At 42.5% G+C, this 23,304-nt stretch carries 24 protein-coding genes; 13 read left to right on the top strand and 11 right to left on the bottom strand.

Annotation, left to right across the window (positions count from 1 at the left end):
• Positions 1-17: 17 nt before the first annotated feature.
• The 5 genes from IPM95_09820 to IPM95_09800 form a co-directional block, all read right to left on the bottom strand.
• The gene (locus IPM95_09820) at positions 18-557 is read right to left on the bottom strand and encodes a hypothetical protein (GenBank protein ID MBK9329586.1); all 540 of its coding nucleotides are present in this window, start codon (positions 555-557) and stop codon (positions 18-20) included.
• 206 nt (positions 558-763) lie between these two features.
• The gene (locus IPM95_09815; GenBank protein ID MBK9329585.1) at positions 764-2,251 is read right to left on the bottom strand and encodes a cellulase family glycosylhydrolase; all 1,488 of its coding nucleotides are present in this window, start codon (positions 2,249-2,251) and stop codon (positions 764-766) included.
• Between the two features lie 46 nt (positions 2,252-2,297).
• Positions 2,298-2,822, bottom strand: a complete 525-nt coding sequence (locus IPM95_09810) for a ferritin (protein MBK9329584.1) — start codon at positions 2,820-2,822, stop codon at positions 2,298-2,300.
• A 51-nt stretch (positions 2,823-2,873) separates the two neighbouring features.
• A complete protein-coding gene (locus tag IPM95_09805; protein ID MBK9329583.1) occupies positions 2,874-3,767 on the bottom strand; it encodes a bile acid:sodium symporter family protein in 894 nt (297 codons plus the stop codon).
• Positions 3,768-3,852: 85 nt separating this feature from the next.
• Positions 3,853-6,120, bottom strand: a complete 2,268-nt coding sequence (locus IPM95_09800) for an aconitate hydratase (protein MBK9329582.1) — start codon at positions 6,118-6,120, stop codon at positions 3,853-3,855.
• A gap of 202 nt (positions 6,121-6,322) precedes the next feature.
• Here IPM95_09800 and IPM95_09795 point away from each other — a divergent pair, with 202 nt between their 5' ends.
• A complete protein-coding gene (locus IPM95_09795) occupies positions 6,323-7,558 on the top strand; it encodes an ABC transporter permease (protein ID MBK9329581.1) in 1,236 nt (411 codons plus the stop codon).
• A gap of 74 nt (positions 7,559-7,632) precedes the next feature.
• Here IPM95_09795 and IPM95_09790 read toward each other — a convergent pair whose 3' ends face one another.
• The 4 genes from IPM95_09790 to rpiB form a co-directional block, all read right to left on the bottom strand.
• A complete protein-coding gene (locus IPM95_09790) occupies positions 7,633-8,079 on the bottom strand; it encodes a 50S ribosomal protein L9 (protein ID MBK9329580.1) in 447 nt (148 codons plus the stop codon).
• A gap of 9 nt (positions 8,080-8,088) precedes the next feature.
• A complete protein-coding gene (locus IPM95_09785) occupies positions 8,089-8,355 on the bottom strand; it encodes a 30S ribosomal protein S18 (GenBank protein ID MBK9329579.1) in 267 nt (88 codons plus the stop codon).
• A 1-nt stretch (position 8,356) separates the two neighbouring features.
• A complete protein-coding gene (locus IPM95_09780; protein MBK9329578.1) occupies positions 8,357-8,710 on the bottom strand; it encodes a 30S ribosomal protein S6 in 354 nt (117 codons plus the stop codon).
• Between the two features lie 144 nt (positions 8,711-8,854).
• Positions 8,855-9,289: a ribose 5-phosphate isomerase B gene (rpiB, locus tag IPM95_09775; protein MBK9329577.1), complete on the bottom strand. Its 435-nt coding sequence runs from the start codon at positions 9,287-9,289 to the stop codon at positions 8,855-8,857.
• A 122-nt stretch (positions 9,290-9,411) separates the two neighbouring features.
• Here rpiB and IPM95_09770 point away from each other — a divergent pair, with 122 nt between their 5' ends.
• Complete coding sequence (locus IPM95_09770; GenBank protein MBK9329576.1) at positions 9,412-10,644, top strand: DNA polymerase IV; 1,233 nt, start codon at positions 9,412-9,414, stop codon at positions 10,642-10,644.
• A gap of 56 nt (positions 10,645-10,700) precedes the next feature.
• On the top strand, positions 10,701-11,033 hold the full coding sequence (locus tag IPM95_09765; GenBank protein ID MBK9329575.1) for a YegP family protein: 333 nt from the start codon (positions 10,701-10,703) through the stop codon (positions 11,031-11,033).
• 59 nt (positions 11,034-11,092) lie between these two features.
• Here IPM95_09765 and IPM95_09760 read toward each other — a convergent pair whose 3' ends face one another.
• Entirely contained in the window at positions 11,093-12,313 is a 1,221-nt protein-coding gene (locus IPM95_09760) for a hypothetical protein (GenBank protein ID MBK9329574.1), read from the bottom strand.
• 49 nt (positions 12,314-12,362) lie between these two features.
• The gene (locus tag IPM95_09755) at positions 12,363-12,989 is read right to left on the bottom strand and encodes a Crp/Fnr family transcriptional regulator (GenBank protein ID MBK9329573.1); all 627 of its coding nucleotides are present in this window, start codon (positions 12,987-12,989) and stop codon (positions 12,363-12,365) included.
• A gap of 203 nt (positions 12,990-13,192) precedes the next feature.
• Between IPM95_09755 and IPM95_09750 the strand changes: the two genes are divergently transcribed.
• The 10 genes from IPM95_09750 to IPM95_09705 all read left to right on the top strand — a co-directional run bounded on the left by IPM95_09750 (position 13,193) and on the right by IPM95_09705 (position 23,303).
• Positions 13,193-13,684, top strand: a complete 492-nt coding sequence (locus IPM95_09750; GenBank protein MBK9329572.1) for a cytochrome c — start codon at positions 13,193-13,195, stop codon at positions 13,682-13,684.
• Between the two features lie 23 nt (positions 13,685-13,707).
• Positions 13,708-15,696, top strand: a complete 1,989-nt coding sequence (gene nosZ, locus IPM95_09745) for a Sec-dependent nitrous-oxide reductase (GenBank protein ID MBK9329571.1) — start codon at positions 13,708-13,710, stop codon at positions 15,694-15,696.
• 91 nt (positions 15,697-15,787) lie between these two features.
• Positions 15,788-16,819 (top strand): nitrous oxide reductase accessory protein NosL, encoded by a 1,032-nt coding sequence (locus tag IPM95_09740; protein ID MBK9329570.1) that lies wholly within the window; start codon positions 15,788-15,790, stop codon positions 16,817-16,819.
• A gap of 8 nt (positions 16,820-16,827) precedes the next feature.
• Complete coding sequence (locus IPM95_09735; GenBank protein MBK9329569.1) at positions 16,828-18,060, top strand: nitrous oxide reductase family maturation protein NosD; 1,233 nt, start codon at positions 16,828-16,830, stop codon at positions 18,058-18,060.
• Positions 18,057-18,770, top strand: coding sequence for an ABC transporter ATP-binding protein (locus tag IPM95_09730; GenBank protein ID MBK9329568.1), 714 nt, complete (start codon positions 18,057-18,059; stop codon positions 18,768-18,770). The genes IPM95_09735 and IPM95_09730 overlap by 4 nt, the downstream gene beginning before the upstream one ends.
• Positions 18,767-19,534, top strand: a complete 768-nt coding sequence (locus tag IPM95_09725) for an ABC transporter permease subunit (protein ID MBK9329567.1) — start codon at positions 18,767-18,769, stop codon at positions 19,532-19,534. Before IPM95_09730 ends, IPM95_09725 begins: the two co-directional genes overlap by 4 nt.
• A 60-nt stretch (positions 19,535-19,594) precedes the next feature.
• Positions 19,595-19,969 (top strand): group III truncated hemoglobin, encoded by a 375-nt coding sequence (locus IPM95_09720; protein ID MBK9329566.1) that lies wholly within the window; start codon positions 19,595-19,597, stop codon positions 19,967-19,969.
• A gap of 102 nt (positions 19,970-20,071) precedes the next feature.
• A complete protein-coding gene (locus tag IPM95_09715) occupies positions 20,072-20,506 on the top strand; it encodes an Rrf2 family transcriptional regulator (GenBank protein ID MBK9329565.1) in 435 nt (144 codons plus the stop codon).
• 26 nt (positions 20,507-20,532) lie between these two features.
• On the top strand, positions 20,533-21,267 hold the full coding sequence (gene ric, locus IPM95_09710) for an iron-sulfur cluster repair di-iron protein (protein ID MBK9329564.1): 735 nt from the start codon (positions 20,533-20,535) through the stop codon (positions 21,265-21,267).
• A 29-nt stretch (positions 21,268-21,296) separates the two neighbouring features.
• Complete coding sequence (locus IPM95_09705) at positions 21,297-23,303, top strand: fused protease/ribonucleoside-triphosphate reductase (protein ID MBK9329563.1); 2,007 nt, start codon at positions 21,297-21,299, stop codon at positions 23,301-23,303.
• The last annotated feature ends 1 nt before the right edge of the window (position 23,304 follow it).

Below are 23,304 nucleotides of genomic sequence, written 5' to 3'. Positions count from 1 at the left end.
CCAACTTGTCCAAAGAATTAATGCGTAATTTTTTCAGGAATAATATTTTCTTCTTTGGGGTTGTTTGTTTCTTTGCTCAGAGAGTTCACATATTCTGAATAGGCCTTCAGGTTCTTGTTTTTAAGGAAATCTGTTGCAGCAATGGAGGAAAAATCAGCGAAGACCCCTGAGGCAGCATTTTCAAAAGATGCTTTATTAAATTCAGGAGTGGTCAGCAGCATGAAGGCATCCCATTCTTTTACGGAGATTTTGTAAACCGTTTTATCATTTTCAAATGCCTTGAACAGCTTGGATGCAGGAAGTGTGTTACTGCCGAATGAGAACGAATATGCATGCAAGTTATAACTGACTACATCTCCCTCAACAAGCCCCTTATTCAACTGGAATGTTCTTTCCGTTTTCTCATTACAATTACACGGCGTTTGATTATCCAGATTAAGTGACTGATAATACCCGGGTACAGCGGCTACATTTACCATAATTGTATCCTGTGCTTTTACCGGTAAGAAAGCTACAGAAAAGAATATACAAATAAATAAATGTATACGTTTTGTCATAAATTATACTACTTGCTGAGTGTATTAAAGATAAACAATTTCCAAACAAAATTCTGTTAATTTCAATTTTTTTTTAATTAAAAGCAGTATTTCTTATCATTTGGCATGACAAGAGCAAAATAAAGTTCAATCATACGTGTAAAGGGATTCATACTAAAATATGGAACTGAGAAATGAATTCTATCGGGAAAAGAAGAGATAAATACTCAGAAAGAGATGCTGATACGGTAGGTTCCGCTGACAGAAATTTCAGCAAAATATCCGCCGTCTACCTTGTTAATTTTTGACGAAAGTATATTATCGCCGGCGATTGCAGGCACGCCAAATCTGTCCGGAATCCAAAGTGTTGAAATTCCAGTTCCTGTAGCTTTGGCTTCCAACTGCATGGTTCCGTCATCCGGGTTGGATTCTAACCTGAAAGGCTTTCCAAATATGGCAACAGGTCTGGTGCGGCTTAATACCTTTAAATAATAGTCATTCTTATTCCCTGTAAAATTGCCATTGACATCCAGTTCGATCAGGTGCATGGAGGTATTTGCATACTGAGTGCCGTCCCAGCTCATGCCGTGCGGATCACCGGGAGCCTGCGCCCACTGCCACCAGGTAGATCCCGTGATTAAATATTCGTCTTCTTTCTTACAAAACCGTTTTACCTTTGAGACATCGTCTGCCGGATTTCCGAAAAATCCCCACTCACCAATAAACAATCCGGTTTTATATATACCGGATAAAAGACGCAGCAAATCCAGTCCCTGTTCTATAGTGAGTATATATGAGATGGCTTCAAAATAGGTGTGTGGCGCAAAAATGATATTTTTATCTTCGGTAAAATCCGGATATGGAATAAAAGGAACCGGCTGACCATTCCAGGTAATACTCATTTCAAAGAAAATGATATGCTCCAGCCCTCTTCCATCCCGCTCCGCCGATCGGATAGCACGGATACATTTACCGTAATAGGTACTCAATTTCCTGGCTTCCTCATTGAGTGGCTTATACCCCAACCCCGGCTCATTAAGCAAGTCATATCCCACCACATTTCCATATTTCGCCGTTTCTTTCACCAATACCGCCCATGCACTGATACAGGCATCCTGAATATTGTCCGTATTGTCCCAAAAATTCTGAAAGGCATGAGAAACGGCCGGTGCGGATTCCCGGGAGCCGTCAGCTGTACAGGTCGATGCACCATCTGTAATCGTTGCCCATTGTGGTGCTCCATCCCATCCTTTGTTAGGCTTTTCGCAGTTCACATCCTGAGGAGTAGCGATATATTTCCCCCAGGCATCCTGATGCATATCCAGCAATATATAGATATCATATTTTGCAGCTTCTTCTATTACGTTTTTAAGCTGACGTATATAATCGTAATTATACTTTCCTCGTTCCGGCTCCAGTTTACTCCAGCTGAACAGCAGCCGGATGCAATTAAATCCATAAGAAGCCATCATCCTGATATCCTCCGGATTATATTCTTTTATTGCAGGAACATTCGGATTACCCTGCCAATAATCTCCCAATGAATTATAATTCACTCCCCGTAAAATAACATACCGGCCTGATTGATCGTAAATACCGGGATGACTACCGCTTGCTGCGTATAAGAGCTTATCTGAAAATACGTTGCCCGTGTCTTTATTACAGGAGAACAGGACAAACGATACCAATAATATAAGATACAGGGAAATCTTCAAATTAATTACAGTTTTTTTATCAATTAAGGTTATTGCCGGGACTTATTCATTCTTTCTGCTTTTTGGATTCTTTTGTCTGTAAGGCAACTAACTTCTCAAATTCCTTGTCAATATAATACAAACTCTGAGGTCCTTTTCCTATCAGTTTAATCTTATCGACAATTCGGTTGAACAGCACCTCCTCTTCCTTTTGTTCCGCAACAAAAAACTGTAAAAAATCCTCTGTTGCATGGTCTTCTTCCTGTTGTGTAACCTTCAGTATATTATAAATGGATTTGGTTACCTTCTTCTCATTCTCCAAAGAGTGTACGCAAACCTCCAGGATGTCCTTAAAGTCAATTTTAGGCTGTTTCACAGGAGGCACCACCGCATGCCCTCCCACTTCATTCACATAGTCAAAGAATTTCATGAAATGCACATGCTCTTCATCTGATTGTTTGCGAAAAAACTTTGCACATCCTTCCAGGCCTTCCTTCTCACTCCATGCTGCAGCTGCCAGATAACTGAAAAATGCGCCTGCTTCCAATTCCAGGTGTGCATTTAAAACTTTTTCCACTTTTTTAGGTATAATCATATGAACTTATTAATGGTACTAACAGATAAAGCGTTTCTCCGTTCAAAGTTACACAATCTTCCTAAATAAATAAGACAAAGATATCCCGGCTATGATGTGATAGATCCCCCACCATGCGGCAATCAATGCCATTCCCCCCAGTCCTCCGAAAAACGAAAATATCAGCACAAGACCCAACCCTGTATTCTGGATACCACATTCAATGGCTATTGTCTTAGCATCCGCTATTTTCACACCGGCTAATTTACCGGAAACAAAACCGATTAAAAAACCGACAGCATTGTGTATGGCCACTATCCATGCAACAGCGGGAACATACTCTATAAAAACGGCCTTATTTATTATAAACGCAACTACCAAGAAGATAATAAATAGCACGAATGAAAAAATACTTATTGGCTTTTTGATCTTTAAGGCAACAACCGGTTTCTTTTTTATCAGGATAACGGCAATCAGCATAGGCAATCCCAATATGAATCCTATCTCAGCAATAAGGTGGAAGATATCAATATCAATCTGATGCAATAATGGCTGCGCGGGTAAGTACGTTTTAGCCATCAGTAAAAAGAACAGGGGTGTCGTCACAAAACAGGTGAGTGCAATAATCGTAGAGATAGAGATGGACAAAGCTGTATTTCCTTTTGACAGATGTGTGATGTAGGTTGCCATATTTCCGCTCGGACAGGCGGCCACCAAAAACATACCCAACGCTATGGAAGGGCTGGGTTGGATGATTTTCACCAGGAAAACAGTTGCCAGCGGCAGCAACATCCAATGAGCCAACAGTCCAACCAACACCGGTTTAGGCTTTTTAGAAATCTCCCTGAATTTATTGAAATCCATATCCAATGCCACGCCAAACATGATAAATGACAACACGGCCATCAAAGCTATTTGTCCGCCCGGAGAGAACTGAATTTGAACCTGGTCGATTGTAGACATTGATTAAAAATACAAAAAATCGAATAAAAAAAGCCGGCAGTTTATACAAACTGCCGGCGATAGTATTATAGAAAACATGCTGTCTTTATCCTGCAACCTGCTGTTTGATGAGGTTTAAGGCAGAACCGGCCTTAAACCAGCCGATTTGCTGTTCGTTGTAAGAGTGTGCTACTTCAAAACTATCCGTTGTTCCATCTGCATGGTGTAATACGATAGTAAGATTATTGCCCGGAGCAAAATCCGTCAAGCCAGCGATATCAATTGTATCCTTTTCCTGTACTTTTTCGTAATCGTCTTTATTGACGAAAGTCAGCGCCAGCATACCTTGTTTTTTCAGGTTGGTTTCGTGGATACGCGCGAATGATTTCACCACCACCGCTCTGACACCTAAATGTCTTGGCTCCATGGCGGCATGCTCTCTGGAAGAACCTTCACCGTAGTTCTCATCCCCAAACACGACAGAACCGATTCCTGCTGCCTTATAAGCGCGCGCAGTTGCCGGCACGGCACCATATTCGCCATTTAACTGATTGAGCACATTATCTGTCTTATCATTGAACGCATTCACGGCACCAATCAGCATATTATTGGAAATATTGTCTAAGTGGCCTCTGTAACGCAACCAGGGACCTGCCATAGAAATATGGTCTGTAGTACATTTTCCTTTAGCTTTTATCAATAATCTTAAACCGGTCACATCTGTACCTTCCCATGGGTTAAAACCTTCCAGCAATTGCAGGCGTTCCGAATCCGGCTTTACGATTACTTCCACACCGGAGCCATCTTCTGCTGGAGCCTGGAATCCGGCATCCTCCACCGCAAAACCATTTGGCGGCAGTTCGAAACCTGTCGGCTCATCTAATGTCACCTGCTCTCCCTTTTCGTTGGTTAAGGTATCCGTAATGGGATTAAAGTCCAGTCTTCCCGCAATGGCAATGGCTGTAACCATCTCAGGAGAGCCTACAAATGCATAAGTATTTGGGTTGCCATCCGCGCGTTTGGCAAAATTCCGGTTGAAGGAGTGGACGATAGTATTTTTCTCACCTTTTTCTGCTCCTTCCCTGCTCCATTGACCGATACAGGGGCCGCAGGCATTTGCAAATACATTCGCACCAATTTTATCGAACAGATCGATAAATCCGTCGCGCTCTATAGTAAAGCGCACCTGCTCGGAACCCGGCGTAATGGTAAACTGCGCTTTAGGCTGGATGCCTTTTGCAACGGCTTGTTTAGCCAGGGAAGCCGCACGGGAAATATCCTCGTAAGAAGAGTTGGTACAAGAACCGATTAAGCCCACTTTCACTTCCAGCGGCCATCCGTTTTTAACGGCTTCTTCCTTCATTTTGGAAATCGGTGTAGCCAAATCCGGAGTGAACGGTCCGTTTAAATGCGGTTCCAGGGTATTCAGGTCAATTTCAATCACCTGATCGAAGTATTTTTCCGGTTCTGCATAGCATTCCGCATCTGCATTCAAATGTATCTTGATTTGGTCTGCCAGTTCCGCAACTTCCGCCCTGCCTGTGCCTCTGAGGTATCTTGACATGGAATCATCATAACCAAACGTAGAGGTGGTAGCACCGATTTCAGCACCCATGTTGGCAATCGTTCCTTTTCCGGTACAAGACATGGAAGTAACACCTTCACCAAAATATTCTACAATAGCTCCGGTTCCTCCTTTTACGGTAAGGATTCCGGCTACTTTTAAAATCACATCTTTAGGAGAAGTCCAGCCGCTTAATTTGCCGGTCAGTTTTACCCCGATTAATTTAGGCCATTTCAATTCCCACGGCATACCCGCCATTACATCCACCGCATCTGCACCGCCCACACCAATCGCAATCATACCCAAACCACCGGCGTTTACGGTATGTGAATCCGTACCAATCATCATTCCACCCGGAAATGCATAGTTCTCCAACACCACCTGGTGAATGATTCCGGCTCCCGGTTTCCAGAAACCCAAACCATATTTGTTGGAAACGGACGCTAAGAAATTATATACCTCATTATTCTTGTTAATGGCTTCCTGCAGGTCTTTATCCGCGCCTATTTTGGCCTGAATCAGGTGATCCGCATGCACGGTAGAAGGAACCGCCACTTTTTTTCTGCCTGCCTGCATAAACTGCAACAGGGCCATTTGGGCCGTTGCATCCTGCATGGCCACTCTGTCCGGAGCAAAATCCACATACGATTTGCCGCGCTGGAAATTCTCCAAAGACTGCGACTCGTGCAAATGCGCGTACAGGATTTTTTCTGCCAATGTTAAAGGTCTGTTGAGTATTGCTTTCGCCTTGTCTACCCTGGCAGGAAAAGCTGCGTAGACTTTTTTAATCATATCCAAATCAAAGATCATCGGAAAATATTTAAAGGATTAGAAAATAAGATTTTAAATCGAGCGCAAAGGTACAATTTTTTCAAAAAAGAACTGCCTTTGAATGCATTAATTTCATTTATCAGGTAATAGTTCCCGAACGGCAACGACAAATTGTTAAGTTTCATCCGGAATGTTTGGATGAGGCAAACAGACAATCCATTAAAAAAATTATCTTTATTCCGTGAATTTCGTTGAAGTCTTGCAATTAGCTTTCCGATCCGTACGTGCCAATATTGTACGGACCATCATTACCTGCTGCATTATCGGGTTCGGAATCATGGCTTTGGTCGGTATCTTGACATCGGTAGACGGGCTGAAAAGCTACCTGTCAAAAAGCTTCAGCAGTATGGGAGCGGGTACGTTTAAAATACGAAACAGAAATCTCGGATTCAGCCTGGATTCTGATAAAGACGCACCGGTTAAAGTTTTCAGAAGCATCACCTACCTGGAATCCATGGAATTTAAGAAGAAATTCAATGAGCGTTACTCCACCTCCATTCAATATCTTGCCAATCAGGGTTCCACGGTGAAGTACAACCGGAAAAAGACCAATCCGAATATCATCATTTTCGGCTCCGATGAAAACTATCTGAGAAACGAGAGTTACGTATTATTTCAGGGAAGAAATTTCACGCCAGCTGAACAAAAATCAGGAAGCAATGTAGTTCTGCTGGGCTATTCCGTCGCCAAGAAATTATTCGGCAGTAATTTTACCATAGAAGATAAAATCGTACGGATAGACGACGTAAAATATAAGGTCATTGGTGTGCTGGACGAAAAGGGGTCGAGTTTTATCAGCACCGATAATATGGCGCTTATCCCGTTAAACAAAGCACGGCAGGCCTATCCACAGGAAAATCCATCCTATGTCATTAGCGTAAAGGGAGATGATCCGGAAAACATGCAGCCTGTTGAAGACGAGGCCATCTATTTAATGCGAAATGTCCGTAAGCTACATCCGGGAGAAGACATCAATTTTGACATTCTGAAAAGCGACAGTATTTCTGGTATGTTTGTAGAGAAGATGCAGTACGCTACCATGGCGGGATTCATCATCGGCATCATCACTCTAATCGGGGCGGCCATCGGTTTAATGAATATTATGCTGGTCAGTGTAACGGAAAGAACCAAAGAAATCGGCACCTTAAAGGCCATTGGTGCCAACAAAAGAGATATACGGATGCAGTTTATCCTGGAAGCCATTGTCATCTGCCAGATGGGCGGCATATTAGGTATTTTGCTTGGAATTGCAGCCGGCAATGCCGTTTCCCTATCTGTAGGCGGTGCATTTATCATACCCTGGATGTGGATGCTGGTGGGTGTGTCCTTCTGTCTGATTGTTGGGCTGATTTCCGGCATCTATCCTGCTTTTAAAGCCTCCAACCTCGATCCGATTGAAGCGCTTCGCTACGAATAGAGATACCATTAAAAAAACACCGAACTTCGTCCGGTGTTTTTTTAATTATTCATTTCAACTTATTGCTTGTATGACTATTCCGCTGCTACTTCAAATTCAATTTCAGCAGTCACTTCTTTGTATAAGTTGACGGTCGCTTTATAGGCACCGACTTCTTTTACTTCTCCCTGAATATGTACTCGTTTTCTGTCAACAGTCAGGTCGAATTGTTTTTTCAACGCTTCGGCAACCTGAATATTCGTAACACTTCCGAACAATTTGCCCGTAGTTCCGGCCTTAGCGCCTACTACGATTTTAGAAGCTTTCAATTGCTCCGCCAACACCTTATAATCTTCGACTAATTTGGCAATTTTAGCGGATTGTTGTTTTTTCACTTCCTCCACGTGCTTCTTGTTGGATACATTCGCTACCTGAGCGAATCCTTGAGGTATCAGGAAATTACGACCGTAGCCCGGCTTTACGTTTACTACGTCGAATTTTAATCCTAAATTATCTACGTCTTTTAATAAAATGACTTCCATGTTGATTTTTTACTTTAAAAGGTCAGTAACATAAGGTAATAATGAAATATGACGCGCTTTTTTCACTGCCGTTGAAATTTTACGCTGGAACTTCAGTGAGTTTCCCGTAATGCGGCGAGGCAGCATCTTTCCCTGGTCATTTACAAATTTCAATAAAAACTGCGGGTCCTTGTAATCGATGTATCGGATTCCGCTTTTTTTGAACCGGCAGTATTTTTTTCTTTGCAAGCCGATTTTCGGGGAGTTTAAGAACTTGATTTCTTCGTGTGTTGCCATGTTATACCTCCGCTTTTTTAGATTTACCACTTAATTTGTCCCGGCGTTGTTGTGCATAAGCCAACGCATACTTGTCCAATCGGGTAGTCAGGAAACGCATGATGTTCTCGTCGCGTTTAAATTCCACTTCGAATTTGCGGATGAATTGAGGATCGACCTCAAACTGCAACAAGGTATAAAAACCTGTCGTCTTCTTTTGAATTGGGTAAGCCAGCTGCTTACTTCCCCAATCTTCCCTGTGAACCACCTTTCCGCCTGCTTTCTCTACGAGATCTGCGTACTTTTTTACGGTTCTTGTGTACTCTTCGTTAGAGAGCACGGGCGTTGTAATAAAAACCGTTTCGTAATTGCTCATAATTTTGTTTCTAATTTTGATTAAAAATGGAGTGCAAAGGTACTAATTAAATGGAGAATTAACGAATTATCGCCCCTTAGAAATGGGGTTTTATGTTAAATTTCTGTGATTTGGACGAAAGAAAACAGCTGGAAACCGGTAAAATCAGATCTTTTCCACCCTTTTCTGATGCCTGCCTCCTTCAAAACCGGTGGTCAGAAAGGTGTGTACCATTTCCAGCGCTTCGTCTATCGTTGCAAAACGCGCCGGCAGGCAAATGATATTCGCATCATTGTGCAGGCGGGCCAAGCGGGCTATTTCATTTTGCCAGCATAGCGCCGCACGGATTTTCCGGTGTTTATTGGCTGTAATGGCCACCCCATTGGCCGAACCGCAAATCAGTATTCCATACTCCACATGGCCGTTCTCTATTTCCCCGGCTGCCGCATGGGCATAATCCGGATAATCACAACTTTCCAGACTGTTTGTCCCGACATCGGTAATGGCCATGTTGTTTTTAGCGAGATACTGCTTGATGGCTTCTTTGTATTCATAACCGGCATGGTCTGAACCTATTACAATCTTTGCGGGAAAATTCATCTGACGAAATTAAGACTTATGATTTAAGATTTATGATTTTATGAGAAAAAATCTATTAACTTAAACCTGTGAATCCAAACTCCCTGCATACCAAACTGGAAGCGCGTGTCCTTTTTATTGACATGAACAGTTTCTTTGCCAGCTGTGAGCAGCAGACTAATTACTGGCTGCGGGGCCGTCCGGTGGCCGTTTGTGTGTACACGGGAAAATACGGTTGTGTGATTGCACCCTCCATTGAGGCAAAGAAAAAAGGCATTAAGCTGGGTGTGCGTTTAAATGATGCCATGAAGCTTTGCCCGGACCTGGTGCCGCTGGAAACCAATCCCGATAAATACCGCACCTTCCACGCCCGCATCATGAATATCCTGAAACGGTATTCGGAGGATGTCATCCCGCGCAGTATTGATGAAGCGGTGGTCGATTTAACCAGCTACAAAAACATTTACCCGGATGTGGTGGAAGTGGCCAAGAAGATAAAACGGGATATTAATGAGGAAGTCGGCGACTGGCTGAAGTGCTCAATCGGTATTGCGCCGAACGCATTTCTGGCCAAACTGGCTTCCGATATACAAAAGCCGGACGGCCTGACGGTGATTGACCCGGAAAATATCGATTCCGTGCTGAAAAAGCTGGAACTAACCGATTTCCCGGGGATTTCCAAAGGTATGAAAAACCGACTGAACAAAGCCGGCATCTACACACCGCTCGAACTTCGTTATTCCACCCCTGAAAAGCTGAAAGCCGCCTGCAAAAGCATTGTCGGTGTGTACTGGTACCACCGCCTGCATTTTCAGGAAGTGGACCTTCGAACGACGGAAGAATACAAGAACATGTCTGCCATGAGAATGGTGTCTAAAGAACAACGGAAGGACGTACAGAATCTGTATGATATTTTGAGCATGCTGTGCCTGACATTGGAAAAACGGATGATGAAGAAGCAACTCTTCTGCAAACATGTTATGTTTTATATACGTTATGAAGACGGCAGCAGCTATGACGATCATTTTCATACTGAACAACCTTTGCAGGACGGCATGGAAATATACCATATTCTTGAGGAAAGGATGAAGGCGTACAGGCAAAGAAACCACCTGACGGAAAAAATCATCAATCCCAATGTAACAAGCATAGGTGTAGTGATACAGGATTTTATCGATGAAGAGATAATTCAGTTAAACATTTTTGACAACTCACACATCAGAAACAATAAGCTGCGAAAAACCGTCTATCAGATAAAAGACAAATACGGGCTGAAAACCATCAAGCGTGCTTCCGAACTGCGGGATGAAGATGCGGTGGATGATGTAATAGGATTCGGTAGCATTAAAGATGTGAACAACGGCGAATACGGATAGTAAAATTCTTCGCTCAATAGAACAAAAATTTTTTACCTTTAATAAAAATTAATCTCATGGGAAAGTTTGTAATCAAAACTCAAAAAGACGGACAGTTTGTTTTCCGTCTGTTAGCCGGCAACGGCCAGGAAATTTTACGCAGTGAAGCCTATACCACCAAGCCTGCCTGCCTGAACGGCATTAATTCCGTCAAATCCAATGCAGCGGACGACGGGCGTTATGACCGCAAGGTATCCACGAACGGCAAGCCTTACTTTAACCTGAAAGCAGGGAACGGACAAGTCATAGGAACCAGCGAATTATATGAGAGTGAAGCAGCCAGAGATAATGGCATTGAGAGTGTCAAGAAGAATGCGCCTGAAGCACCGACAGAAGATACCACCGAATAATAATTCATCGTTTTCAGAACAAAAACTTCAAAATGGCTTCTGCCGTTTTGAAGCTTTTCTTATAAATGTGATTCGTTGATTTGGGATAAGTTGACCAACAGGATTCCGGAAAACATCACCAGAGCAATACCCAGTAATATTTCATTGGTATGAGGAATACTGTTATAACTAATAGCTGCAACCCCCTGTATCATCAATACGATTTCATTCAGCATTATTCCCAGCACAAAAATAATCAACCCCGTTACCGCCAGTCTTGTTATAGACAGGACTCCGGTTCCGAACATATAACCTAACAGAAACAACGTGATTACCCCCAACAGCACCAAATGCAGATAGGCTATGACAATGGGACGGAAGCCGTATGCCAACTGGCTTAATGCAGGAATCGTAGAGCCTAACTGCAACAATAATTTTACGGTTAAGGCTAATGCGGATAAACCTAATATCCATTTACTGATGACCGGCAGGTTTTCACTAATCAGATGCCAGTGGTGCCTGACGAGATTAAACAGCAATACCCATGCGATGAACTGAACGGCAGCGGCGGCGACAACCAATACATACACCCAATTAGGAATAGGCATCCAAAGTGCCGACAGAAAATAAGCAGGAATGCAGGCTGCGGCAAACATCCAGAAGACGACTGTTAGCTTTTGAGAGAGAAAAGATTTGACAGACAGCTGACCACAAACCAATCCCATACAGACAAAGAAAAACCACCCGTTATACTGAAAATGCAAGAAGAAATAAACCGCTCCCAGATACCAGTTCTGATGAATGATCTTATTGGCCATCATATAAGCCAATGCAAACGTTCCCAAAGACGACAGAAAATTAAAAAGAAACGCCGCTTTAAACCAATTATGCACAATACCTTTGGAGGTAAGCCTGTTTAAATCTTTCCAGTATTTAACGGCAAAGAAATAAAGGATGAAAATACTAATCGTGGAAAAGGCGATGGAGGCAAAGCCATACCCCTGAACCGGAAATGCAACCAGCATTCCATAAGACGTTACAAGATGCGCAAGCAACAACCCCCGATATTCTGTAAATTTATTTTTCTGTGTTTGTTTAGACAAATACGCCACCAGCAACACCATCAGGGTTTGGGTTATCCAGCCGGAGAAAGCGAAATGGGAATGCCCGTGCAACAGGAATTTCTGGTCAATAAACGGAAGTGAAAAAGCAATCTTATATCTCAGTACTACACCTATTGAAGCCACTATCAGCAAATTCAATAAGGATACTCTTAACCAGCGTCGTAAAATTATATCCATTGAAAAACCAGTATGTGTTTAAAATTTTCTGCCGCAGAGGAAATTGTTTTCAGGCGAAAATTTTATGATTGTAATCATGATTTGGCATGATAATCTTTCCTTTATCTATCATTAATTTCCCCTGATCATGCAAATGCCGGATAACGCGTATTACGGTTTCCACCCTCAGTCCCGTCATGCCGGCAATTTGCTGTCTGGTATAATTAACCACAAAATGTTCCGTATTATTTATATTATTCTTCTTACTTAAGTACGTCAGTAAGGTCAGGATCCTATGTTCCGGACTGCAGCACGCTATTTCTTTCAGTATAAAAAACTTATACCTTACCCTTTGAGCTAACAGCCTGTTGAATGCAACCTGAATATCAAAATTATTTCTAAGCAGCTGTGAAAAGGATAGCTTAGGAAGCTGAATAATGACAGAATCAACCTCTGCAACTGCGTTAGCGGCATAGGGTTCATCATCAAACAGGGGCAATTCACCAAAACATTCACCCGGTTCTAAAATCGACTGAATGAATATTTTCCCTTCATCATCGAAATTAACCCAACTCACCCTTCCTTCCACTAACTGGAAGTAATAGTTACAGACAGCTCCTTCATGAAAAAGATATTCTCCTTTTCTCACCTTCTTATATTTTGCGCCTGATGCCAGTAATATGTCAATATCTATCATCATTTCAAGTAATCATTTTCGATAAAATTACTGATTATCTGACGATATTTCAGCATGTTTATGTCATTATAAACATGATTTTAGTCATGTTTTTCATTTTTATAAGCGCAACTTTTCAATTAAAACGATATTATGATTGCAATCATAAACTATTTCAAAAAATGCATGTAATGTTGCACTATAAATCAACAAATATTTTTTTTATGAGAAAGCTACTTATTATCATTTCAATGGGAGCCATATCCGCATTTTTTGCCGGTTGTAACTCCAACTCAGGAGGCGAAAGCACTGCCGAAACGACTACTGAAACGCCTCAGGCAACTACAACCGAAAATGGGAATCCCTCTTATGACCCGAACAGAGGAGAAGGAAAATTTACTAAAGTGGAACTAGGCGCAACGCTGGATGCCGCCATGGCGACAGAAGGGGAAAAGGTATCTAATGTAAAATGTTCTTCCTGTCATAAACTGACGGATGAAAAATTAGTCGGTCCGGGCTGGAAAGGTGTTACTACCCGTCGCACTCCAGAATGGATCATGAATTTCATTACCAATACTGACGCAATGTTAGACAAAGACCCTGCAGCACAGGCACAGTTGGAAATCTGTTTGGTCAGAATGCCTAATCAAAGTCTTACAAATGATGATGCCAGACATTTGCTTGAATTCATGCGTAAAAATGACGGAGTAAAATAAATGCACCTTAAAAATTATATAAAATGAAGAAGTTAAATCTAAAACTGGTCGTTTGCATCGCTGTCTTTTCAGCGGTGTCCATGACCGCCTGCAGACCTAAAAACGTAGGAAGTGCGGTGAGTGGTGACGCAGCAAAAAAAACCTATGTGGCACCGGGAAAATATGACGAGTTCTACAACTTCGTGAGCGGTGGTTTCAGCGGGCAAATGTCTGTATATGGATTGCCGTCAGCACGTTTACTTCGTGTAATCCCCGTTTTCTCGGTAGATCCTGAGAAAGGCTGGGGTTACAGTGAAGAAACCAAACCCATGTTAAACACGTCTCATGGCTTTGTTCCCTGGGATGATTTGCACCATGTGGAACTTTCACAAACCAATGGAGAAATAAACGGAAAGTGGGTATTTGGCAATGCTAACAACACGCCCCGTTTAGCGCGTATTGATTTGAGAACTTTCCGCACAGCGGAGATTATTGAGTTACCCAACAGTGCCGGTAACCACAGTTCCCCTTTTGGTACAGAAAATTCAGAATACATAGTGGCTGGTACCCGCTTCAGTGTACCTGCAGACAATGCGAATGGAGACGTTGCAATCAGCTCCTACAAACAAAACTTCAAAGGGCATATCAGCTTCGTCAGCATCAATCCTGAGAACGGCGGAATGAATATCGCCTTCCAGATTAAAACACCGGGTGTCAATTTTGACCTTGCACGCTGCGGCAGAGCGAAATCACACGGATGGTTCTTCTTCTCCTGTTACAACACAGAACAGGCAAATACCCTGCTGGAAGTGAATGCTTCCCAGAAAGACAAAGACTTTATCATGGCGGTGAACTGGAAAAAGGCTGAGGAATACCTGAAAGCTGGAAAAGGCACAAAAGTTCCTGTTAAATATGCTCATAACGTATACAGCGATGAAACCCATACAGCTACCTCCACCATCAAGACGGAAGTAACCGTACTGGATGCTTCTGTTTTAAAGGATATCTGCTATTTCATTCCTTGTCCAAAATCACCGCACGGATGTGATGTTGACCCAACAGGTGAATTTATCGTAGGTAGCGGAAAACTGGCAGCGCTGATTCCGGTTTTCAGTTTTGATAAGATCCAGAAAGCCATTGCAGATAAATCCTACGACGGAGAATTTGAAGGCATTCCTGTCATCAAATATGAATCCGCCCTGTACGGTGAAGTCAAAAAACCGGGCTTAGGACCTCTGCATACGGAATTTGACGGAAAAGGAAACGCCTATACTTCATTCTTCGTTTCTTCTGAAGTGGTGAAATGGAATATAAAAGACTTGAAAGTGGTGGATCGCGTACCAACATTCTACTCTGTAGGACACTTATGTGTACCCGGTGGAAACACCAGAAAACCGAACCCGAAATACCTGATCGCCTACAACAAGATTACCAAGGACAGATATCTGCCAACCGGACCGGAGCTGGCTCAGAGTGCACAATTATATGACATCAGTGGTGAAAAGATGCAGCTGATTTTAGACTTCCCAACCATTGGCGAACCGCATTACGCACAAGCCTTATCTGCTGACCTGATTACCAAAAATCAGGTGAAAATCTTTAAAATTGAAGACAACAAGCATCCATACGCTACAAAGGGTGAGGGAGAATCTAAAGTGGTAAGACAAGGAAACAAAGTTCACGTCTATATGACTTCCGTGCGTTCCCACTTTGCACCGGATAATATTGAAGGTGTAAAAATGGGTGATGAAGTTTACTTCCACGTCACCAACCTGGAACAAGACTGGGATGTACCGCACGGATTTGCTGTAAAAGGTGCCAACAACGCTGAATTGCTGATCATGCCGGGTGAAACGCAGACACTGAAATGGGTGCCGGAGAAAGTGGGAATGTTCCCTATGTATTGTACAGACTTCTGCAGTGCCTTACATCAGGAGATGCAGGGATATGTCAGGGTTTCTCCAGCAGGAAGCAATGTACCGCTTACATTCCATGTGGGTAAAACGGCATCTGCTCCTGAAGCTGCCAAATAAGACGATCTAATTATTTTTATAAATAAAGGAGCAGAGATAATCAAATTTCCTGCTCCTTTTAATTTTCTGTTTAAATTTAAATTCTACATTCATGAAAAATAGTAGCATCAACAAAATGTCCGGTGCATCGAGAGTGCTGATACTGATTGCTGCAGCAATGCTGGTCGTTTCCATTTTTGTACCGTTATGGCGGATTGACCTGGATGCGCCTCAATATCCTGAAGGATTATACCTGCTGATATATACGTATAAATTAGCCGGAAATGTAGACATCATAAACGGCCTCAACCACTACATCGGAATGAAAACGTTACATGCCGAAGATTTTATTGAATTTACAGTACTCCCCTACATTATCGGTGTTTATGCACTTTTCACCCTGATTGTGGCATTGGCAGCCAGAAAAAAACTGCTTTTCGTCCTGTTGGCCGCTTTTGCCCTTTTCGGTATTTTATCCATGATTGATTTCTGGCGATGGGAATATGATTACGGGCACAACCTGGATCCGAATGCGGCCATCATCGTTCCGGGCATGGCCTATCAGCCTCCGCTGATCGGATTCAAGCAATTGCTGAATTTCGGAGCCTTCTCAATGCCTTCTTACGGCGGCTGGCTTTTTATTGCCAGCGGAATATGTATGCTGGTTGCTGTATTCATTGAAACTGGCGTCCTGAAAAAATTCAGGAAAAAAAGCACTGTTTCTTCCGTTCTTCTTTTTATCGTTTTTACTACGGCTCTTACTTCCTGTTCTGCCCAGCCTAAGCCGGTTAAACTGGGTATCGACCAGTGCCATTACTGTAAAATGTCAATAAGCGATGCCCGTTATCCCGCTGAAATCATTACCCAAAAGGGAAAGGTGTATCTTTTTGATGATGTACATTGCGTGATTGGCTTTCTGAAAGAAAACAAAGACGCAAAACAAAGCGTAAAAGATATCTATCTGGCCGACTATTCCGGTGTGCATAAATTTATCAAGGTTACAGAGGCGCATCTGGTAAAAAGCGAGGATTTCAGAAGTCCGATGGGGGGTAATATCGCTGCCTTTGAGAATATCGACAGTTTGAAAAAAATAATGTCAGAAAAAAATGGGGTGCGTGTGATTTGGGACGATATTATAAAATAACTGGATTCATGTATAATCTGCTGTGCAATATATTGCTGTTGTCTTCATTTCCTGTATTTGCCAATACTTATCATGTAGGTAAGCAATACGGAATGCAAACCATACAGCAGGCCATTGATCTGTCTTCTGACGGAGATACGGTAATGGTTGACGCAGGGATCTATCATGAAAAAAACCTTCTTATCAATAAAGCCATCTGTTTAAAAGGCATCAACCACCCTGTTTTAGACGGTGAAGACAAATATGAGATCATATCCGTTAAATCGAATCATGTGACCATTGACGGATTTAAGATCATACATTCGGGAATGGGAACCCTGGAAGACCCTGCCGGCATAAAAATATATAACAATCATCACGTTTCCATCATCAATAACATACTCGATGATACGTTTTTCGGCATCTATATACAATACGGAACCAACTGCATCATCAAGAACAATACCCTGCAGTCATATGCCGTCAAAGAACAGCAGATCGGCAACGGCATTCACGCCTGGAAATGTGACAGCCTGCAGATTATCGGCAATAAAATAAGCGGCCACCGGGATGGAATCTATTTTGAATTTGTCACCAACTCCATCATCTGGAGAAATATTTCCACCAACAATATCCGTTACGGATTGCATTTTATGTTTTCCAACAATGACGCTTACATTACCAATGTCTTCAAAAACAATGGTGCGGGCGTTGCCGTCATGTTCACACACGGGGTGAAAATGTTTAACAACCTGTTTGAAGAAAACTGGGGCGATGCCGCTTACGGATTATTGCTTAAGGAAATTTCAGACAGCTACCTGGTAGGCAACCGTTTTATCCGTAATACCAGCGGTATATTCATGGAAGGTGTCAGCCGCGTTCAGATGGAGAACAATCTGTTCCGGAATAACGGCTGGGCCATGAAAATACAGGCCAGCTGTATGGATATCACCGTTACTGAAAATAATTTCATCAGCAACACGTTTGATGTAGGTACAAACGGTTCATTGGTGCTGAATACCTTCAATAACAATTATTGGGATAAATATGAAGGATATGATCTGAATAAAGACAAGCTCGGCGATATACCCTTCAGGCCAGTCAGCTTATTTTCCATGATACTGGAAAAGATGCCGCCGGCTATGATGCTGTTCCGCAGTTTCATGGTCACCATCCTGGACAAGACGGAAAAAATAATACCGAGCATCACGCCGGAAAACCTGAAAGACGATTCACCTTTAATGAAAGCTCTGCCACTATGATTACCGTATCCAATGTGATAAAGAAATTCAGCAAACTGACCGCTTTGGATAATGTCTCCGTGACCTGTCATAAAGGAGAATGCATCGCATTGATCGGACCTAACGGAAGCGGCAAAACCACCCTGATAAAAAGCATTCTGGGAATGGTGGTTCCGGACAGCGGCACGATTTCGTTCAATGAAAGTAACATAGCGCACGACTGGAAATACCGCAGGCATATCGGTTATATGCCGCAAATCGGACGATATCCGGAAAACATGACCATCGGTCAGGTATTTGACATGATGAAGAGTATACGAAAAGACGAAACCTCCCAACAGGATGAAGAATTATATTTAGAATTCGGATTAGACAAACTTAAAGATAAACGTATGCGAACGCTGTCCGGCGGTACTAGGCAGAAAGTAAGCGCATCGCTGGCTTTCCTGTTCAATCCGGATGTACTTATACTCGACGAACCTACAGCAGGATTAGACCCTCTGGCATCAGAACTTTTAAAAGAAAAGATCAGCAGGGAAAAAGAAAAGGGGAAGTTAATTTTAATCACCTCTCATATCCTCAGCGAACTGGACGATTTGGTAACACATATCATTTTCATGCAGGAAGGGAAATTAAAATTCCGAAAAACGGTAGAAGAGCTGAGAAGTGATACCGGTGAATTAAAGTTATCGAAGGCAATAGCCAATATCATGTTAAATGCGGCACCTTGAAGAAGATTATAAAATTTGTGATTATTGATATCCTGAGGAATAAAATCGTATTGTTCTATACGCTGTTTCTTTTAATTACCTCTTTGAGTGTTTTTAACCTGGAAGACAACACGGCAAAAGGATTGTTAAGTTTATTGAATCTGATTTTATTTATCGTCCCGTTAGTTTCCGTTATTTTTTCTACCATATATATATACAACAGTGCTGAGTTCATTGAATTGCTGGTCAGCCAGCCGCTCAAGCGGAAAAACATCTGGATGAGCCTGTTTTTCGGTCTCGCCGGGTCGATGACATTGGCATTTTTTATCGGAACCGGCATTCCCATCCTACTGTATGAGGCATCCCCCACCGGCCTGATGATGCTGGGTATCGGATGTTTGATTACCATTATTTTTGTAGCCATTTCATTTCTTACTGCTGTGAACACCAGGGATAAGGCAAAAGGCATTGGAATTGCCATTCTGCTGTGGTTGTATTTTGCATTATTGTTCGACGGATTGGTTTTATTTATCCTGTTCCAGTTTGCAGACTATCCCCTGGAAAAGGCAGTCGTGGCTATTACAGCCTTTAATCCGATCGACCTTGGAAGGATTTTAATCTTATTGCGTCTCGATGTCTCTGCCCTGATGGGTTACACAGGAGCCGTCTTTAAGGATTTTTTTGGCACCTCTGCCGGTTTGACAATTGCATTTGCCACATTGTTGCTTTGGTGTATTGTGCCCGTTTGGTTATCCGTACTCAAATTCAGAAAAAAAGATTTATAGATATACGCTTTTTTGGATGCCACCGCATCGAATACTGATTGAAGATTTTAATTAATATCCATGAAGAAAGATATTAAAAACAGGAAGGATATTGAATTGCTGGTCAATAAATTTTATGACAAAGTAAAAGCTGACAAATCAATCAGTCATTTTTTTACAGACACGGTACATGTTAACTGGAAGCAACACCTGCCCGTCATGTATGATTTCTGGGAAAACATTGTATTTTTTACAGGTGCCTACGAAGGCAACCCCATGACCCTGCACCATCATCTCAGTAAGATATCCACACTTAAGAAAAGCCATTTTAAACGCTGGAATAAGCTCTTTAACCTATCCGTGGATGAATTATTTGAAGGGGAAAAAGCAGAACTTATTAAGAATCGGGCTGTCAGGATTTCAACCATTTTACAAAACAACATCTTTTCAAAATAATTTTTGGTTTTTTATCAAGATACTAACATGTGTGTGTGGAATTTATCTCGGATAAAAATATCCGAGATAAAAAATTTTGTATATTTAAGTACAATTTAATCCATGTTTTCCAAAGCTTGCGAATACGCCATCCGGGCAACCATCTACATCGCTGAACAGTCTCAGGAGCACCAACGTGTAAGCCTGAAAGATATAGCCCGGGAGATTGATTCTCCGGAAGCTTTTACCGCAAAAATTTTACAGCAACTGGTCAAAACCAACATCATCTATTCCACTAAAGGTGCCTCGGGTGGATTTGAAACAGATGTCTTGAAGATGAAAGTGGTGAAACTGTCCGATATCGTATTGGCCATTGACGGTGATGATATCTATAAACTTTGTGTTCTCGGATTAAACGATTGCTCTGAAGAATACCCCTGCCCCGTTCATCATAAGTTTAAACATATCAAAAAAGATATACGGGAAATGCTGGAGAATACGAATATTCTGGAAATGTCCAATGGGTTGAAAGAGGGACTGACCTGCCTTAAATTTTGATTTTTAAAAACATTAAAATATTTATCATGAACATTACTGACGAAAATAAAATCGGAGAACTGGTGGCTCTGAACTACCGAACCGCCTCCGTATTCAAAAAACACAAGATAGACTTTTGCTGCAAGGGCAACCGGAGCATCAAAGAAGTGTGCGACGACAAAAAAATAGATATGAATGCCCTCATGCATGAATTAAAAAATGCAGTAAAACAGGATGATTCCGGTTCCGTTGATTTTAACTCATGGGACTTGGATTTGCTGGCGGATTATATCGAAAAGAAACACCACCGTTATGTAGAAGAACACATCCCGATGCTGCAGCAGTACCTCCATAAATTATGCAGGGTTCATGGTGACCGGCATCCGGAACTGCTGGAAATCAACGAACACTTCAATCAGTGTTCAGGCGCACTTACTGCTCACATGAAGAAAGAAGAATTGGTATTATTCCCTTATATCCGAAAAATGGTGAAATCCAAACAAACACATGACAACCTGGCTACTCCGCATTTCGGAACGGTAGAGAACCCCGTTCGCATGATGATGCATGAACACGATGTGGAAGGCGAACGTTTCAGGACAATCGCCCGATTAAGCAATCAGTATACTCCGCCGGACGACGCCTGCAACACTTACAGGGTGACCTATAACCTGTTACAGGAATTTGAGAACGATTTACACTTGCACATTCACCTGGAAAATAATATCTTATTTCCTAAAGCGGTGGAATTGGAATCTTTTCTCAACGTACCTGTTCAATAAAATTTCCCAAACCCCAAAAAAATAAAACCATGCTAAAATTTAAATTAGACGAAGACTTCATCCAGCAATATGCGGATATTACCCCCGATTTCGGCTACAACGGCTTAGGCTTGCTCACTTACTACCGGACCTACTCTCGCCTCAAGGCGGACGGAACCAATGAACAATGGTTTGAAACGGTCAGGCGTGTCGTGGAAGGCGCTTATACCCTCCAGAAAGAACACATCCAAAACAATGAACTCGGATGGAACAACCGCAAAGCGCAGCAATCTGCGCAGGAAATGTACGACCGCATATTCAAGATGAAGTTCATACCACCCGGAAGAATGTTATGGGCGTTGGGTACCGAAATCATACACAACAAGAGAGTGGGTCAGGCATTATTTAACTGTGCCTTCGTCTCGACAGAAAATATGGGTAAATCGCTGGATGAGGCCATTAAACCGTTTGCGTTTATGATGGATATGAGCATGGTGGGTGTAGGAGTAGGTTTTGATGTGGAAGGTGCTAAAAAAACAGAAGTCAACAAACCGGATAGCCTGCATACTGACATATTCGTTATTCCAGATTCCCGTGAAGGGTGGGTCATGAGTCTGGAAAAATTACTCTTCAGTTATTTTGCCAAGAATTTCGGGTTCAACAAAACCAATACAATAGCATTTAATTATGAACAGATACGTTCTGCAGGGCTACCGATAAGGGGTTTCGGCGGCACATCCTCCGGCCCTGCACCGCTCATCAAGATGCATGAACAAATCCGGGAAGTACTGAATAGCCTCGACGGAAAACCAATTACAATTACAGCCATTACCGATATCATGAATATGATTGGTCAATGTGTGGTTGCCGGCAATGTGCGAAGAACGGCACAGATTGCACTGGGTAAAATCAACAATGCAGAATACCGCAAATTAAAAGACTATCGCTGGAACAATGAAAAAAGCACTTATGAAGGCACGATGGCACACAGGGCAGCCTGGGGCTGGGCATCCAACAACAGCGTACTGGTAGATATCCATTCAGATTTTGAAGAAGTGGCCAGACAAACCGCCATCAACGGGGAACCGGGTTATGTGTTCATGGATAACATCCGGAATTTCTCCAGAATGTGTGACCCTGCAGATTTTAAGGATAAGAAAGCCAAAGGCACCAATCCCTGCGGTGAACAAACACTGGAGTCGTATGAATTGTGCTGCCTGGTGGAAACATTCCCTTCCCGTGCAGAATCGAAAGAAGACTATATCCGTACGTTGAAATTTGCCTATCTGTTAGGAAAAACGGCAACATTGGTGAACACAACCTGGCATGAAACCAACCGGGTGCAGAAACGCAACAGGCGAATCGGAACATCCGTTTCCGGTATCACCAATTTTATCGAAAAACATTCTTTGGAAACACTCCGCGGATGGCTGGATACAGGCTATAAGGAAATCCAGCGCTGGGACGATATTTATTCTTCGTGGTTATGTGTTCCTAAAAGCATCAAGACCACCAGTGTGAAACCAAGCGGCACGGTGAGCCTGTTGGCCGGCGTTAACCCGGGTTGCCATTTTCCGGAGTTTGACTATTACATCCGCAGAGTACGCATAGCTAAATCCTCTAGCCTGATTCCTTCGCTGGTGGAGGCAGGCTTTAAAATCGAGGATGATGTGGTGGATCCGTCTTCCGCCGTGGTGGAATTTCCGGTACACAATGAAGGAAAAAGCCTGAAAGATGTAACGATTTGGGAACAGGTGGCTTTGGCTGTTTTCCTCCAGAAATACTGGTCTGACAATCAGGTATCCTGCACCGTCACGTTCCGTCCGGAAGAAAGCAGCCAGATAAAAACCGTACTCGATTATTTCAAATATGATTTGAAGGCCATCAGCTTTCTGCCCAAACTGGAGTTGGGTGCGTATGCACAGATGCCGTATGAAGCCATTACAAAAGAGGTATATGAAACATCTATAAAAAAGATAAAAACCATTACCTTTAAGAATCTTTCGGAAGATGTGGAAGCGGAGAAATTCTGTACCACCGATAAATGTTTAATTTAAT

The sequence above is a fragment of the Sphingobacteriales bacterium genome (assembly GCA_016719635.1).
Taxonomy (GTDB): Bacteria; Bacteroidota; Bacteroidia; order Chitinophagales; family JADIYW01; genus JADJSS01.
The sequence above is the reverse complement of the archived record's forward strand: the minus strand, read 5'-3'. Positions and strand labels throughout refer to the sequence as shown.